The organism is Peribacillus sp. NPDC097895, assembly GCF_050277555.1.
Taxonomy (GTDB): domain Bacteria; phylum Bacillota; class Bacilli; order Bacillales; family DSM-1321; genus Peribacillus.
Map to the genome: position 1 here is coordinate 234,962 of NZ_JBNNSH010000001.1, position 17,262 is coordinate 252,223.

A 17,262-nucleotide genomic window follows, 5' to 3' on the forward strand; every position below is an offset into this window, starting at 1 on the left:
ACATAGATTATCCACTATTTTTTTAGGTTTTGTTTTCATTAAAAATGACATCCGTTGCTCGTCTGTACTTTATTTTCCCTTCTAGTTTGTTGATATTTATTTTCTCAGGTGGTCTTGCATTAGATTTTCTCTGATACAGCTACTTTTTTTGTTACGTGAGCATTTTTGCCTAAAATAACAGAAAAGACAACAATCACTGCTGTTACAAGAGTGAAAAATGTGATGGATTCATCAAGAAATACGGTTGCAAATAGAATCATTAAAAATGGTTGTAAGTATTGAATCTGACTAACTCTTGATATTCCACCCATGGCCATTCCGCTATACCAAGCAACATATGCTAGAAATTGACTAACCACTGCGAGATACATTAAACTAACCCAAGCTTGGATAGGGGCATGGAGCATTTCAGTAGTAAGGTTTAGCCCAACTGGAATAATGAAAAATGGAGCACCGATCATTATTGCCCAAGCAATCACTTGCCAGCTGCCTAATTCTTTCGCTAATTTCCCCCCTTCTGCGTAACTAAGTCCCAGTATGATCACTGCTGTTAGTAAAGCTAAATCGGCAAATTGCAATTGACCGAATCCAAGATGAAGTGCATACATAATGACAGCTAAAGAGCCGATTATACTTGAAACCCAGAATTTGATTGAAGGGATTTCACCTGCTCTAAACATAGCAAATCCAGCTGTTGCTAACGGTAACAGGGCGACTTCCACAGCTCCATGAGAAACAGGCAAGGATTCCATTGCCCAGGAAGTGAGGAGAGGAAATCCTAAAACTGCACCAACAGCAACAATAAGGAGACTTTTGAATTGGCCTGGAGAAGGCAGTTTTTCCTTTCGAACGATCAATACTACAGCTACTAAAATAGCAGCAACAACTGTTCTTCCTAAACCGACGACCGTAGTCCCAAAATACTCTACAGCAATACTTGTAGCGGGGAGCGTTAAGCTAAAACAAATGACGCCTACTAATCCCAACAATAATCCTAATTTCTCCCTTGTTACTCCCTGCATCTTACCCAACCCCAATCTTTATATTTCGTATCACATCTGTACCATTGTTTATTTATCATAAAAAACAGTTTTGCTATAATTACCATACTATGAGTACATACAATGAAAATAAACCCGTTTTTTACTCATCTGACCTGGTACAGTTTAAGGAGGAATAATGGATGAACTCAAAATATATTAAGATAATGGAAGAAATTAAGCTTCGACTATCGGGTGGTTCGCTCATTGCAGGCAGTAAACTCCCTTCTGTTCGTCAGTTATCTGAATATTTTTCATGCAGTAAGAATACGGTCATTAAAGCATACGAGGAACTTGAAAAAGAGCATTTAATTTATTCCGTTCCTAAAAGCGGCTACTATGTTGTGAATGAATTTCAAAAAGCCACGGAAGAAAATGAGGTGATTGATTTCTTATCTGCAGGTCCAGATAAAAACGTTATGCCTTATGTGGAATTTCAACATTGTATGAATCAAGCAATTGACCAATATAAAGAAGAGCTTTTTACCTACTCTGACCAACAAGGGCTGTACTCACTACGAGTACAGGTAGTGAAGTATTTGCAAGATTTACAGGTGTTCACTCAACCTGAAAGATTAGTCGTTGTATCTGGCTCGCAGCAAGCCCTTCATTTATTAGTTTCTATGCCATTTCCAAATGGTAAAAACAATATTCTAATTGAACAGCCTACTTATTTCGGATTCATTGAGTCCATCAATATGCATCAAGCTACTGCTTTTGGAATTGAATTATCGATGGATGGGATTGATCTTGATCGTCTGGAATACATTTTTCGAAATAATGATATAAAATTTTTCTATATCATCCCGAGATTTCACAATCCACTTGGACATTGTTACACGAATAGCGAAAAGAAAAAAATCGTTGAGCTAGCAGAAAAATACGATGTATATATAGTGGAGGATGATATTTTAGGAGACCTTGATCCAAATCCAAAATCCGATCCTTTATTTTCTTTTGATCCTTCTGGGAGAGTGATTTATATAAAAAGCTTTTCGAAGGTTTTTCTCCCAGGGTTAAGGATTGGGGCTGTTGTTCTTCCTGCATTAATGATTAACAATTTTTTACGATATAAATTCAGTTCGGATTTCAATAGTTCAGCACTTTCACAAGGTGCGTTAGAAATCTATTTAAAAAGTGGTATGTTTAATAGCCATCTCAAAAAAGTAAAAGAGGTTTATCATACTAAAATGCAAATCCTTCAGGAAGCATGTGATGAATTGCTTCCGGCTAATACTTCTTTTTCTAAACCGAGTTCAGGATTCTATCTATCCATCAATTTGCCCGAGAATGTGACAGCCAAACAGGTCGTCCAAATGCTAAACGAGCAGCATATCTATGTTGATGATGCCTCTAGAATGTTTTTACCAGAATATAAAAAGGAAAATCTTGTTCGAATAAGCATCTCACAAGTGAACGAGAGTCAAATTAAATTAGGGGTAGAGCGATTGGCTCACTGTATTGCTTTAATTGACAGCAGAAAAAATAAACTGACTCCAAATAACTTTTTACACATTTAGTATGGGTGTTGATTTCCACCGCTTAGAAATTTGAACAAAATAGAACCCTCTAAAAAACGATGTTTTTTGGAGGGTTCTTAATTATCATTCTGATTTCTTTACACAGAAAAAGGTTGATCGGCGTGTTTACGGCAGCACATTGCCTGCCTCACGATAGATGCCATACCATTCTTCGCGTGTAAGATGAATATCGCTTGCCTTACAGCAATTCTTGAGGCGGTCTTCATTCATTGTACCGATGACCGGCTGCATATGTGCGGGATGGCGTAAGAGCCATGCGATGACAATTGTCGTGTTGCTGACTTCATATTTGTCGGCGATTTCATTTATCTTTTGGTTCAATTCAGGGAACTTGTCGTTTCCGAGGAATACGCCTTCAAAGAATCCGTATTGGAAAGGTGACCAAGGCTGAATGGTGATATCGTTCAGTCTGCAAAAATCCAGCACACTGCCGTCCCGGTTCACAGCGTGGTCATTGTCCATATTCACGTTAAATCCATTTGAGATCATGTTGGCGTTGGTGATACTTAATTGTAGTTGGTTTGCCACAATTGTCTGCTTCACCGATTTTTTTAGCAACTGGATCTGCATCGGATTTTGGTTGGAAACGCCGAAGTGGCGCACTTTTCCTGAGCTTTCAAGAATATCGAAGGCCTCGGCTACTTCTTCCGGCTCTACTAACGTGTCCGGACGGTGGAGAAGCAGAATATCCAGATAATCCGTCTTCATCCGCTTCAAGCTTGCGTCCACCGATTCGAGGATATGCTCTTTGGAGAAGTCAAACATCCCCTTGCGTATGCCGCACTTGGATTGCAGGATGATCTTTTCACGAATGTCCGCGTTCATCCCGATGGCGTCCGCGAATATTTCCTCACATTCGCCACTGCCATAAATATCAGCATGGTCGAAGAAGTTCGCACCCTCTTCCAGTGCCGTTTGGACAAATTGCCCAGCCTCGGCTTTGTCCAGCGAATTGATTCGCATGCAGCCGACTGAAACAACCGGCACCTCTAATGTGCTGTTTCCAAGTTTCATAGTCCTCATGAATTATGCCCTCCTTATTTGTAATTGAATACATGGTGTGCGAGTCCGTCATCTGCAGAGAAGAAATGGTTCACCCTTTCATTTCAGCGGGTTGCCCAGGTCTGTCTTAGCGTCACAAGTAAATCTGCGTATTTCTTTTTGATTGTGACACACACTCCTAGTAGTTTTCAAGATTTACCATGTGGTGACGAGAAATTCATGGAATCATCCATTATACAAAACAAAAAATTGACTATTGGAAATATCCTGGTTAGAATAGGGACAAGAATTGAAAGGAGCGATAAACGTGGCATTTTTACAACTATACTAATATACACACATATTATGGAAAAAACCGCTTTGCATAAGGGGTTATTTGCTGTGTGTATAGGATGGATATGTTGTAGAAGTTTTGTCGTTCTACCGAATATCTATGCCGATTATTTTAGTACACAGAGCCTTCTGTGTACTTTTTATTTTGGAGGGATTTAACTTGATGATGTTACTTTTCCATTGATACGAGTTTGGAAGCTCATATTGATTACATGGATTTGATAAAACACAATACAAAAAAGCTGGACATTGGCACGTTCATGTTTACAAGCGGAAATAGGAAATGGTTAAAACATAGTCTAATTTAATTTAAATCAGTGGAAAGCTGTATATATGAAAAGGAATGATAAAAATTAGAGCGATAATGCCAGATTTAAAAGATTAATGAGACTGAAAAATTTCGAATTTTTTCAAGTGGTATTGTCCGATGAAGAACAAAATGCATATTTACTAATACATGATAAAAATAAAAATCTCAAGAATGTAAAAGATAAGTTTATAGATGTATATCTTATAACGAATTTCGAATTATCTGACCTATCTTATCAAGACGTACTAAGCTTTAGTGAAGATCTTTTGGGGATGAAGTATCATTGCTCTTATCATCTACATACATTAAAAGTAGAAGAGGAGTTTGTTTTTGATTTTCCTTTTGACATGATGGCTATTCGAAAATATGTACAGGAAATGTTGATAAGATTAGATATCAAAGAACAGCTTCCTAATTTTCAAGAAGCTGACTTTGATCACTTATCTCAAGATTAAAAACCAAATGAAACATTTTATCTCTTATTCTATTCATCATAGATATATTCAACTATCTTCTAATTATTAGTTTTAACTTCGGGTTTTAATACATATCTATCGTTGCTTCAAACCAATTAGGTTACGGTAGCTGGTGTAATTGTTTTTAATTCAGTGATGATTATGAAGACGAAGTAGGAGGGGAGAAAATTGCATTTCTTATTATTCTTTTGATGCGAGCTTGAAATAGAAGCTCGTATCGATCCAAGCTATCGATACGAAATCACAAATTTCGGAGGTAGCGAATATGGAACAAATATGCTTTGAATTAGAAAATGTCGAAGTGACATATTTAGATAAAGATGTATTGAAGATTGAACGATTAGTTGTACATCAATTTGACCGCATCGGCATCGTCGGGAAAAATGGTACAGGGAAAAGTACGTTATTAAAGTTACTTGCTGGAGAAATGCAACAGACAAGTGGAAAAGTAAAGAGTTACGTTGATCATGGCTATTTTGAGCAAATTGAAGCCCCTGCTGTTGCAGAAACTGATCCAGCGTTACTGGGGAAATTAGCCGTTCCTCGAAATTCAGAATCGCTTAGCGGTGGTGAGCAAACGAGGTTGAAGCTTGCCCAATTGTTCACGCACTATTTTGAAGCGTTACTTATCGATGAGCCGACAACCAACTTGGACCAAGATGGCATTTCGTTTTTACTTGATGAATTACGCTATTACTATGGTGCGCTTGTAATAATTAGTCATGACAGGGCTGTATTGGATGAACTTGTCACAACGATTTGGGAAGTGCACGAAGGCAAGGTACATGTATATTCCGGAAATTACAGCGAGTATATGGCACAGAAGCAGTTAAAACGTGAACAACAGAGGCAAGCTCATGAACAATTCATAAAAGAAAAGAGTCGGCTTGAAAAAGCAGCGCAGGAAAAAATGAAAAAGGCTGAAAAAATCGCTCAAGCTGGAAGATTGTCAAAAAAAGAGGCGAATGCAAAACCGAATAAAACGTTTATGACGAAATCAAAAGGCACCAGCCAAAAAGCCGCACAACGTGCAGCGAAGGCAATTGAGCATCGAGCGGAAAAACTTCAAGAAGTGGAAGCGGTACAAGAGGAAAGGCAAATCATATTTCGCCAGTCAAAGCAATTGGAATTGCATAATAAGTTCCCGATTATGGCAGACCGATTGACTCTACAAGTTAAGGACAAAGTATTATTGGATGAAGTGAGTTTCCAGCTGCCACTCGGTAAAAAAATTGCCATTACAGGCAGCAATGGGAGCGGTAAAAGTACTTTGCTTCACCATATTGCGAATGATGGTGGGGGATTAGCGCTTTCTCCAAAAGCAAAAATTGGTTACTTCCGTCAAATGAGCTATAGATTTGGAAGGGATGAAACGGTTCTGCAATTCTTGGGAAACCGATCGGAATATGATGAAGGATTTTTAAGAAGCGTCCTGCATTTAATGCAGTTTGTCGGTACGGATATACTGAAAAGTGTTCAGTCATTAAGTGGCGGAGAAGCGATTCGCCTCCAACTTTGTCAGTTGTTCTTAGGGGAATACAACATTCTGTTATTAGATGAACCGACCAATTTTTTAGATATTCATGCCATTGAAGCATTGGAACGATTTATAGCGGCATATGAAGGGACGATAGTATTTGTATCCCATGACCAAGCGTTCATAAACCATGTAGCAGATCTTCAGTATAAAATTCTTGCGAAAAAATTGGTTCAATTGTAATTTTTAAGTTCATGCCAAAATAAGCCGATGAGACAATCTCGTCGGCTTATTTATAATGCGGGGAAAGCCCCTGCACACTAAGGGTGAATCGTAACCAATGTACCGATTGGAACAATCCTTGATAATTCCTCCACATCCCGATTATGCATGCGAATACAGCCTTTTGATACAGCTCTACCAATTGAGCTTGGATCGTTTGTTCCATGAATGCCATAGTGTTCTTTGGATAAACTCATCCACATTGTACCAAATGGACCACCAGGGTTGGGATCTTTATTAATGATGATGAATTGTCCTACTGGTGTACCGAACAGCATTCTTCCAACGGCGATCGGATATTGTTTTTGCAGTACGCCATCTTTTAGCAGCCTTAGCTTACGATTGTTAACTGACACATCAATTCTGTATGGAATGGTATCAGGAGGGGGAAAACCAGGGATCAAAATGGGTTGACCAGGATAAATGACATTTGGATTTATGGACGGGTTGGCATGAATGATGGATGATAGTGGTGTACGATAGTCCCTAGAAATCTGAGTCAGTGTTTCACCTGATTTAACTGTATGAATCAGCTTAAACACCTCCATAGGTTATAGTTGTCACGTTACATTGTATGTAGTTTATAAAAAGCGGTTATTGATCAGCTAGCTACAGGCTGGGGAGACTGTTATCTGTTTTTAATAAAACTTATTTATTAAGTAACTAAGCAGAAAAGTGGAATTGTCTACTTGGAAGAAAAGGGAGCAATTTTTTTGTAGGAAGGTGTAAGAAAAGACCTGTTAATGATCACGGCGCTGGGGTAGAAGTGAACCTATCATACAAGGATAAAGTCGTCTCCTTAAGAGATGGGAAGCATTATAAAAGAATTTGCAAAACCTATCCGAGAACATAATAATGATGTGCCTGTTCTTCTTCACGGTCTCGAAAGATGTGAGCAGTGGCAGTAGTCATGTTGGAAATCATTCATGTTAAGCAAATGAACATTACCAAAAATAAAAGTCCGTGAAATTAGTAACTTCCCGGACTACCTGTTTATGCACAAAATGTGCTTGTATGTTGTATTCATGATTTATTTTCAACTGTGTCGTCCTAAACTAACGCAGCGTTTAGGATTATTAGAAACATTTAAGGGATATATGTATTTGCTTAACCTTATTGAACAACCTAACCTGAAAAAAATCAATATAGATACAAATAAAAGCCGAGGCATGATTCCCCTCGACTTTTTCTCATTAATTGGAATTTTATATTTATGACATTACTGGATGATTAATCATACAAAAGGGATCTAGTATAGTATTCTTCTACTTGTGAAACCGTTGTAGGAAATTTTCCATTCAATTCAGTGTTTGTATAAAAAAATCCCCCGTAAGAATAGTGAATCATTCTGCCATAATGGAATACTGATTTTTTACAGGTGAGTTTTTAAAACATCTTCAATTTGGTGTTTTTTTAACGTAACGCAGTGGACAACAAAGAAAATCCTTCGTATCCCTTTGCAGCAATTTCATCGCATTTTTCGCGGTATGTTCCTACACCTCCAAGATAAATCTGGAAACCTCGTGGCTTACCTTGGATATTTGCACCTGTGTACCAGGATTCTGTCTTGGTAAAAAGTGTTGCTTCAGCGACCTCCCTGCAATGCAAACTCCAGGCTTCTTCTGCCTCTACCTTTGCCTCAATTGTATCTATATCATTCTTACAAAGATACTCGATACAATCTGCAATCCACTCCACATGCTGCTCAATTGATACAGGCATGTTGCTGAGTACGGAAGGACTTTCGGGGCCAGTAATCATAAACATGTTTGGGAAACCAGCGTTGGCGATTCCGAGGTATGTCCTTGTTTGTGCCCCTCCATCCCATTTTTCTTTCAATGATACCCCTTTCTTGCCTCGGATATCGATTTTCATTAATGGGCCAGTCATTCCGTCATAACCGGTAGCAAAAACGATCGTGTCCAGTTCATACTCTGCCTCTGTGGTTCGCAGACCCTTGTCCGTGATTTCTACAATTGGCGCTTTCCTCACATCTACTAAGCTGACATTCTCACGGTTATAAGTTTCATAGTAGCTGGTGTCAATGATCGGCCGTTTCGTACCGTAATAGTACGTTGGCATAAGTTTTTCCGCCATATCGGGATTTTGGACAATCTCTCCTATTTTGGTGCGGATGAATTCAGCAACAGTCTCGTTGGCAGCTTCGTTAATTGTTATGTCGATATAGGCACTGAATAGCCCTAATCCACCTTTTTCCCAAGCCTCTTGGTATACTCGTTGCCGTTCTTCAGGTGAAACTTCTAGCGCAGACTTTTCAGGGGGGATTACCGGTTGTCCTCCAGAAGATTTCCGCATTTGTTTCTTAATCTCCCTGAAGTTTTCTTTCGTTTGCCGAATATATTCCGGATCATAAGGATGGTTTCTCGCTGGGGCGCTATACTGTGGAGTCCGTTGAAAGACAGTAAGATGACCTGACTCTTGGGCAAGAACAGGGATAGCTTGAACACCACTCGAGCCAGTACCAATTATGCCAACTCTTTTATCCTTGAAATCTACCTTTTTGTCTCGCGGCCATTGACCAGTATGATACCATTCTCCCCTGAAGTTCTCTAATCCCTTAAAATTTGGAAGATTGGCTGATGAGAGGCAGCCTACTCCCGTGATGAAGTATTTAGCCGACACGCTGGTTCCATCATTTAAGTGAATCTGCCATCTATTAATCGATTCATCATAATGAGCAGATTGGATCCGTGTATTGAATTGAATGTCCGGACGTAGGGCGAACTTATCTGCCACAAAGTTTAGGTATCGAAGTATTTCGGGCTGTTCAGGATATCTTGAAGTCCACGTCCATTCCTTATATAGCTCTTCAGAAAAAGTGTAGTTATAATAGATGCTTTCTGAGTCGCACCTTGCACCAGGATACCGATTCCAATACCATGTACCTCCTACACCTTCACCTACCTCGAAAACACGAGTGGAAAAGCCGGCCTCACGTAAGCGATAAAGCATATATAGACCTGAAAAACCAGCCCCGACTACAATTGCATCAAAATTAGCGACATGATTCTGCTGAGTAGATTCCATTATCGTTCATCCTCCATTCAGAGTTCATAGAGTACCTTATTCTAAAAAATTCGATACATAAACCCTTTAATTTCAAAACTTACTGGTAACCTCTTGATTGATTTCCCTTAAAAACTGTGCGATTCTAGAAATTGATCCTTTTATACGCTCAGGAAAAACCGCCATATTGGTAAAATATCCATGGATTAGTCCTTGCTCGCAAATTGTTTCAACCTTTACTCCTGCTTCTTTCAACCGTTCGGCATAGGCCATTCCCTCATCCCGAAGGACATCATTCTCTGCAGTAATCACTAAAGCTGGAGGGAGTTTACTTACATCATCTGCTAATAATGGAGCTACATATTTATTGCTTGTTTCCTCGTCATTATTAAGATAGTTATTACCAAACCAAATCATTAGGTCTCTATCAAGACCAAATCCATTCTGAAATTCAAAATAAGATTTAGTGTCATAACTCAAGGCAGTTACCGGGTAAATAAGAATCTGTCCCGTTATGGCAGGGCCGTTTCGGTCTTTAGATAGGAGGGAGACTACGGCGGAAAGATTTCCTCCTGCACTATCACCGCCCACAACTAAATTGGAAGCGTTTCCATTAATTGCAGTGGCATTTTCACTAACCCATTTTAAAGCCGCATAGGAGTCTTCCACCGGCACTGGAAATTTATATTCTGGTGCTAGCCTATAATCCACAGAAACTACGATTCTTCCTGTTCGATTAGCAAGCATTCGGCAGCTTGCATCCGATGTTTCAAGATCACCTATAACCCAGCCGCCACCATGATAATAAACAAAGAGAGGAAAAGGACCTTGACCTTCAGGTGTGTAAATTCTGACATTAATTTCAGCATCCTGGCCTACAGAAATCAGCCGGTTCTCAACTTTTTCGATCGCTGCAAGCTCTATCTCGACCGGGGGAGCTAGTGAAAATAATTCTCTCACTGCTTGTGGCTCCATTGTATGAATAGCCGGCATTTGACTAAATATTTCTAAATACAACTTTGCTTGTGGATCTAAATTTGCCAAAAGACATCTTCCTTCCTAAAATAGAATAATAATTACATTGTAAGAAAACAAATTCTTAAAATGTCTACCTAAATTTTATAATTTTCTGTATAATTTGAATATTCCTAATTTTGCATGTGTGTTATCCCTCAAAAGGAGATGAATAAGTGGCCTCAGACTATACCATTCATGAAAATGTTCAAAAGCTTTCTGGTATTTCAAGTCATGAAGAACAATTATATAAAATTCTTGAAGTCTATTTGGAACTATTTCCGGTCCAAGATGCTTATTTATTTAGATATTCACCTTTAGGATATCTGGCAGAGGGAATTATATTACTCTCTTCAACTGGGTTAGTACATATTAGAGAAATACGGGATGATATTCGGTCTTTGTCCATCGTTTACTCAGCCATTCGAGAAAAAAAGGCAAAATACTGTTCAGGGATAGAATATTTAAAGCAAATGAGCAGCAGGTATATCATTTCTTCAAGCGTTAATTCAATGGTTGTTGTCCCCATTTGCTATGGTTCGAGCGTAATTGGGTACATTTGCTCTACAGAATTTATAAAGGGGGCAACATTTAATGATGAAGTACTATCATCTTTTACTCTTTACGGTAAACTCATTGGCAAATTTATTGAGAACTTTAACGGAGTAAAAAATTCATCATTATTAAGTAAGAGAGAGTTAGAGGTTATGCGGAAAATTGCGTGGGGGGAAAGTACAAAGGAAATGGCTTATTCCATGGATATTAGTGAATTTACTGTGAAACAATATGTTAAATCAGCCATTAAAAAGCTGGGAGCTACGAATCGTTCACATGCAGTTGGTGAGCTATTCCGGCAAGGAATTTTTCCATGAAATTGAAAGCGTTTTCCATTTATCGAATAGAAAAGAGTTTGTAACCACCATCCATTATTTGGAACTCCGATAATATACTACAAATTATATAATAATCGGCTGCATTACTCCTAGAATAATCTCCCATTTGAAGACTTCCTGAAACTTCAATCCTTACTTCGTTATAGTGATAAATATATACATCGATTTCGGTACAAAGGAAGTCTGAATGTCAACGGTTGCATGCCACGAGAAAAAAGATTCAAAAAGCAGTGCTCTCATCCATGTAATTTCTGGTCACTTGCTCCCTAAACGGTGCTTCCAACGCTATTTCGGAAAATTAAATTAAACAATTTGTGCATAAAAACACTCATCTATTTAATGAGTGTCAGGCTGTCGAGGGGGTCTCGACAGCCTAAGCACCGAGGTTAAGAAAATCTTCGAAATGACTGTGAGCATTTTTGTGTACCCAGTTTCTTGATCCGATTTGACGTATTGATTTACATTTATTTCGCTTCGGTGTTATACATGGCATCCCTCATTCTTTTATGCTTTCTCCCAAGGATATCCTGTTCATCACTTCCATATCTTTCTTCAGCTGCTACGGTTTTTGTGCTAAAACCTTTGTTTGGGGAGGCTGTTATCTGTTTTTAATAAAACTTATTTATTAAGTAACTAAGCAGAAAAGAAACCGAAATGAATGTTTGGTAAAATACATTTTTATGGAGACGGATTTTTACATATAAAGAGGGGGAAAAAAGGTGGAGGAACATGTGAAGAAGGCTTTAGTTGAATGGCATGAAGAAATTAGTGATGTATTAAATGGGATAGAAAAAGAATATGATGAAGTTAAACGTGAACTGCAGGTTTATTCCTATAAATTCAATATCACCAAGCAGGTTGTCCAATCGACCATTAATGATGAAATTATTCGGAGTATTCGCGAGCTCTATCATAAACCTTTTGAACAAAAACTGAACGAATTGAAGGGATCGATAAAGGAGCTGGAAGAAAAGAGAAAGGTCTTTCAAATGTTTGTTGATAAAATTGAAAAAGTTAGTGAAAAAGAGGAAGGAAAACCACATATATCAGTCATATAAGCTAGCGATGATCCAGTCCATGAATGATTGATAAACTCCTCGATTACAGCAGGGAATATACCTGCTTTTTTTTGTGGCAATTTTGATGGACCTACCCCCTGTTTACCGCAACATCAACTCGGGTACTATCCTATAAAAAAGGAAATGAGGGAATACCATGTGGAATGCGGTCTTTTGGGGAGGTGTTTCGGGTTCTGCTGTCTTGCTTGGTGCACTTGCGGCCATCTTCATTCCGATAAAGAAAAACATCATTGGCTACATCATGGCATTTGGAACGGGGGTATTGATTGGTGCGGCTGCATATGAGCTGCTTGCCGATTCTGTGAATGATGGAGGAATCTGGGCGACGGCAATTGGATTTATAGCAGGAGCCGGCGTGTTTACTTGCTTGGATTTTCTTGTTTCCAAAAAGGGTGCGGATAAAAGGAAACGGTCTAATAATAGTTCATCGAAAGAAGCGGGCATGGCCATTTTTATTGGGACGGTGATGGATGCCATACCAGAGTCGATCATGATTGGCGCAAGCTTAATAAGCGGAGGTACGGTAAGCTGGTTATTGGTCATTGCCATCTTCATCAGTAATATTCCGGAGGGACTTTCAAGTACAACGGGTCTGCTCAATAGTAACTATTCCAAGAAGAAAATCATGCTGCTGTGGTTTTCCGTCCTGCTCATCTCCGCATTATCCTCGATGTCGGGCTATCTCTTTCTCGATCATGCCCCGGAATATGTGATGGCAGCTATGGCAGCCTTTGCAGGCGGTGGCATTATCGCCATGATCGCGTCAACGATGATGCCTGAAGCATACGAAGACGGAGGACCGATCACGGGCATATTTACCGCAGCCGGCCTGCTCATCTCTTTGGTTCTGGATTCGATGTAACGCGAAGAGTAGCAAAAAAATAAGATTGATCTATTAAAGTATTGGGATTCAAACTTTTTGATACAGAGTTAGACATGAAGATTAAATCAAATGAGTCGGTCGTCCCTGACCTATATAATAAGAGAGACATTCGCCATAAGAATGTCTCTTTATAAATTTTAACATTCCTTTATGTGTTGCTTCCTCTAATGTGTGGGGTCCAAGACAATCCCCTATCTGTTTCACCGCGGGATCAAGCCTTTTTAATTTTTCAAATAGTTATGTATTGGGAACGCAATCAAGAGAGAATGATGGAATCCAAATTATCTGAATTTCTTCTTTTTGTTGTGTAAATAAATTTGGATAACAACTTGATCTTGCCCAATGATTTATACTCACAAATTGCAAAATATTTAAGTATAACAAAATCTACAGTTCAAGATACATAGGAAAGGGCTGATAGGAAAATATGTATTAGAATTACAACAGTTTTGTTCTGTGTGAATTAGATGAGTGTCTTTTTTTGTCGAATGAAAACCCTATACAAATATAATAAACAGAGTTACAATTCCATTTGTATTATATTAGAAAAAATGGATATAAAGGGAGAATTGTAATGAAGTTCAAAAATAAGTTTTATTCAGTGTTATGTACCACAGCTTTATTTAGTAGCCTAACAGGCTTTACAGCTTACGCTGAAGAGTCAGAAAGTGTGAACAATGAAGTTATCAGTAAAAATGAGAAAACTGCCAAAGTTGAAGACTCAAAAACGGGAGAGATTGTTAAAGTGAATTTTGAATCGAATGCAAATGGAATGGACATTTCTGATACACTTATTGAAGATATTGTAAGTCAAGCAGATGGCAGTGATAACATAACAATTTATGATGTAATAACGGACACAACTAAAGACACATCTGAAACATATTCTACAAAAAGTTTAGAAAATGCTCTAAGTCCTATTCAAAGTAAATCAGTTAAGGTATCGTCAGCAAGTGGAATTTCAACGTTTAGCATAATGGGGATTACTATCGAGGATGATGAATCAGATTACTCCGCACAAGGAGTAATCTATAAATATTCTACAGCAAAGAAATTTTCTGACAGAACAAATGGTGCCGCTAAATCAATTATATCAGTTCCAAGAGGATTAAAAGAAACTTTGTCGGACTCAGTAACTATTTCCAATAGCGCAACTGCGACAGGGTCGTTAACTAAGGGTGCAGCAGCGTCTTTAGATGCAAGTTTAAGCAATACAGTGTCGTATACTTATACTAGAACTCGAGAATTTTCAGGTCCTCCAAAAGGATATACAACAAGATTCTACTATTCAACAAAATACTATGATAGAGGTAATTATACAGTAACTAGAACTACTAGAGCTACGGGCAAGAAAAAGTATTTTAAAGGAACATATAGAGAACCTAGTAATCAAGATCCAATTGTAAATTGGTCTAGGGATGCAAAATAAAATATTAATCATATATAATGGTTTGCGATAATTGAAAATAATGTGAAAAACTTTACATTTAGTAAAGTTTTTTTCCCATCGTTATTCATAAATAAGCGAAGATACTACATAAGATATTATATAAAATAATGAAAGTAGTGACGGAAATATGAATAAAAAAAATATTTTTTTTGTATTGGTGGTATGTATTGTTATTGTTGCTGCAATAGTGAATTATTCTTCTCCTGGTTTAGCATCGAATATGATTTATTCCTATAGTGTAACTAAAAGTTATACAGAAAATGTAGAGAATACTACGAATTATGCTAAGGTTCCCTTTGGCAAGGAAGTGACTAAAAAAGTAGATTATTATAGTGGAGTTGATCTAAAAGACGGAGAAATTCCAAAGAGAATCGAGGCTGAATTAAAAGGTAGCTTCAATAAGCCAGTAAAATATAAACAAGAAATGATATTGACTGGCCCAGAAAAAGGATATAAATATCGAAATTATTTTATTACAGAAAAGCGCGATAAAGGTGAATATACAATTATTGAGAAAAATAAAATAACCGGAAAAGAAAAAAAGTATGATGGAACCTATATAGAACCTAGTTCACAAGATCCCTTAAAAAATTGGTCTCGAGATACAAAGTAATTTACCGGGGAATGCTACTTAATAGTATAAACACTTAACTTTTTGTTTCGTTTGTGTGGCAGCTATGAATAGTGTCCCTTGGCTTGGGGGAATTATTGTATGTAGAATCATGGCTGCAGTCTTATCTTCCTGTTCGAGCTTCCTTCAGATTATAGTGGGTAGTATAACATTAGATGAACTTAAAATCTTTACTAGAGCAAACAGTGTAATAAACTGATTGCTCTAGTGAATTTATGTTTATATTTGGTATAAGCGTTTATCAGATATTGATATTAATCGGGAGAAAATTTTTTTTGGAGAATACAGAATTAATTGTATGGTTGGTGTTAAAATATCATCTCAAAACATACACTCTTCATAGAAAAGTATTAGATTTTAGACATTGAGGAGATGGAGAAATGAACTTCGAGATGCAAATCGCGAATATGCTGGCTAAAAATATACATGGTTTTATAAAATTTGTTGATGAACATCATAAAAATAAAAACAACATCTTTTGTTTACATACAGATAAATTGTATCAATTAAAACTACTTGTTGAGGAGTTTAAGTTTCAAGTATGGGCAGATGAACTTAAAAGAATCAATCGGTTTACCTGGGATGAAAACTATACGCATTTATTGGTTGATAGATTTAGAAAAGGAATGAGCATCATTGAGGAATACGTAGAAAATAACTACAGTGATTTATTCATTTTTACCGCCAGACTTTACACATTGAATAGCCTCAGCTTATTATTTTGCAAGGAGGAAGAATCAATATAACCCAAAAAATAGTCCGGTAAATATGAGCACAGCCCTCCGCGAATAAAAGAAGAGCACATATTATTGTATCTAATATGTGCTCTTCTTTTATTTAATTATAGGGATAGTTTGCAATGATCAAAAAGACTTTCCTTCGAGCCCGATCTTATTTGCTTGGCATCGTAGAAATATATTGTTTGACTACTTCATAAACGTATTCTTGATTGGATGCTGCTGTATTAGGGTTATATTTACCGCCATTCACTTTATTATTGGATAGCACTCGTATTCCTAAGAAGGGCACATCGTAAGCTTTGGCGATTTGTGCTGCCGAGGCTCCTTCCATTTCTTCTACAGATGTACCATATTTCGTATGGAACCACTTAATCCGATCCACTTCATTATTCCAAACGTCTGCAGAACCGATAGTACCATCGACAACCTTACCTTTTGTGTAGGTATCTTTAACGGCATGAGCAGCTGCGAGTAAATCCTTATCTCCCTCGTAGTAGCGTGGTTTTTCAGCATTAGGATCCTCTCCTGCACTTCCTTCAGAAGCCATTAGGTCCATCGGTTTCCATACAGTTGGATCAATTCCTTGGTTTTCCGTTTTATCTGCCGTTTTTAATGAACCTAGGTTTACCGTTCTTTTTCCTAAAACAATATCAAAAACGTTTAAACTTGGATCATGACCGCCTGATGTGCCTTGATTGATGATGGCAATAGGGTTATATCTTTCTATAGCCAATGCTGTAGCGGCAGCTGTGTTTTCCATCCCTTTACCTGTTTTTGCAACGATTACAGGATAATTGTCTAAAGTTCCAATGTAAAATACAAAATCTCCTGATTTTTCCTCTTTAACATTTTTTAACTTTTTCGCGAAATTTTCAGCTTCGATTGGCATGGGACCTTGAACGATAATAGGCCTTTGAGCCTTTTTTTCTGCCGTTTCATTTTTGGGAGCAGAACTGCAAGCTGCAATCATCGACACGAAAAGTAAAGTAATGATTCCTAATAACGAGTACTTTTTTAACCTGTTTTTTCTCATATAAACTCTCCTTCAAATAAATTATCAGATCGTTTTGATACACTCGTAGGT

At 37.8% G+C, this 17,262-nt stretch carries 15 protein-coding genes; 9 read left to right on the plus strand and 6 right to left on the minus strand.

The features are described from left to right. Window positions 1–119: 119 nt before the first annotated feature. Window positions 120–1,022, minus strand: a complete 903-nt coding sequence (locus ACQKMH_RS01045; RefSeq protein WP_427585685.1) for a DMT family transporter — start codon at window positions 1,020–1,022, stop codon at window positions 120–122. 161 nt (window positions 1,023–1,183) lie between these two features. Between ACQKMH_RS01045 and ACQKMH_RS01050 the strand changes: the two genes are divergently transcribed. Then, window positions 1,184–2,560, plus strand: coding sequence for a PLP-dependent aminotransferase family protein (locus ACQKMH_RS01050; protein ID WP_427585686.1), 1,377 nt, complete (start codon window positions 1,184–1,186; stop codon window positions 2,558–2,560). Window positions 2,561–2,686: 126 nt separating this feature from the next. Here ACQKMH_RS01050 and ACQKMH_RS01055 read toward each other — a convergent pair whose 3' ends face one another. Next, window positions 2,687–3,604, minus strand: coding sequence for an aldo/keto reductase (locus tag ACQKMH_RS01055; protein WP_427585687.1), 918 nt, complete (start codon window positions 3,602–3,604; stop codon window positions 2,687–2,689). Window positions 3,605–4,330: 726 nt separating this feature from the next. Here ACQKMH_RS01055 and ACQKMH_RS01060 point away from each other — a divergent pair. Both ACQKMH_RS01060 and ACQKMH_RS01065 read left to right on the plus strand, forming a co-directional pair. Next, window positions 4,331–4,681, plus strand: a complete 351-nt coding sequence (locus ACQKMH_RS01060) for a hypothetical protein (RefSeq protein ID WP_427587470.1) — start codon at window positions 4,331–4,333, stop codon at window positions 4,679–4,681. Between the two features lie 286 nt (window positions 4,682–4,967). Beyond that, the gene (locus tag ACQKMH_RS01065) at window positions 4,968–6,422 is read left to right on the plus strand and encodes an Msr family ABC-F type ribosomal protection protein (protein ID WP_427585688.1); all 1,455 of its coding nucleotides are present in this window, start codon (window positions 4,968–4,970) and stop codon (window positions 6,420–6,422) included. Window positions 6,423–6,499: 77 nt separating this feature from the next. Here ACQKMH_RS01065 and ACQKMH_RS01070 read toward each other — a convergent pair whose 3' ends face one another. The 3 genes from ACQKMH_RS01070 to ACQKMH_RS01080 all read right to left on the minus strand — a co-directional run bounded on the left by ACQKMH_RS01070 (window position 6,500) and on the right by ACQKMH_RS01080 (window position 10,532). Beyond that, a complete protein-coding gene (locus ACQKMH_RS01070; protein ID WP_427587471.1) occupies window positions 6,500–6,994 on the minus strand; it encodes a L,D-transpeptidase family protein in 495 nt (164 codons plus the stop codon). A gap of 880 nt (window positions 6,995–7,874) precedes the next feature. Next, entirely contained in the window at window positions 7,875–9,509 is a 1,635-nt protein-coding gene (locus tag ACQKMH_RS01075) for a flavin-containing monooxygenase (protein WP_427585689.1), read from the minus strand. A 72-nt stretch (window positions 9,510–9,581) separates the two neighbouring features. Then, window positions 9,582–10,532 (minus strand): alpha/beta hydrolase, encoded by a 951-nt coding sequence (locus ACQKMH_RS01080; protein WP_427585690.1) that lies wholly within the window; start codon window positions 10,530–10,532, stop codon window positions 9,582–9,584. Window positions 10,533–10,678: 146 nt separating this feature from the next. Between ACQKMH_RS01080 and ACQKMH_RS01085 the strand changes: the two genes are divergently transcribed. The 6 genes from ACQKMH_RS01085 to ACQKMH_RS01110 all read left to right on the plus strand — a co-directional run bounded on the left by ACQKMH_RS01085 (window position 10,679) and on the right by ACQKMH_RS01110 (window position 16,184). Then, complete coding sequence (locus ACQKMH_RS01085) at window positions 10,679–11,374, plus strand: response regulator transcription factor (protein ID WP_427585691.1); 696 nt, start codon at window positions 10,679–10,681, stop codon at window positions 11,372–11,374. 740 nt (window positions 11,375–12,114) lie between these two features. After that, window positions 12,115–12,453 (plus strand): hypothetical protein, encoded by a 339-nt coding sequence (locus ACQKMH_RS01090; RefSeq protein ID WP_427585692.1) that lies wholly within the window; start codon window positions 12,115–12,117, stop codon window positions 12,451–12,453. Between the two features lie 157 nt (window positions 12,454–12,610). Beyond that, complete coding sequence (locus ACQKMH_RS01095; protein WP_427585693.1) at window positions 12,611–13,336, plus strand: ZIP family metal transporter; 726 nt, start codon at window positions 12,611–12,613, stop codon at window positions 13,334–13,336. A gap of 595 nt (window positions 13,337–13,931) precedes the next feature. Further along, window positions 13,932–14,786, plus strand: a complete 855-nt coding sequence (locus tag ACQKMH_RS01100) for a hypothetical protein (RefSeq protein WP_427585694.1) — start codon at window positions 13,932–13,934, stop codon at window positions 14,784–14,786. A gap of 148 nt (window positions 14,787–14,934) precedes the next feature. After that, entirely contained in the window at window positions 14,935–15,420 is a 486-nt protein-coding gene (locus ACQKMH_RS01105) for a hypothetical protein (RefSeq protein ID WP_427585695.1), read from the plus strand. Between the two features lie 398 nt (window positions 15,421–15,818). Further along, on the plus strand, window positions 15,819–16,184 hold the full coding sequence (locus ACQKMH_RS01110; RefSeq protein WP_427585696.1) for a hypothetical protein: 366 nt from the start codon (window positions 15,819–15,821) through the stop codon (window positions 16,182–16,184). Between the two features lie 145 nt (window positions 16,185–16,329). On the opposite strand, the gene ACQKMH_RS01115 is transcribed toward ACQKMH_RS01110, so the two are convergent. Further along, entirely contained in the window at window positions 16,330–17,211 is an 882-nt protein-coding gene (locus ACQKMH_RS01115) for a 5'-methylthioadenosine/S-adenosylhomocysteine nucleosidase (RefSeq protein ID WP_427585697.1), read from the minus strand. Window positions 17,212–17,262: the final 51 nt, after the last annotated feature.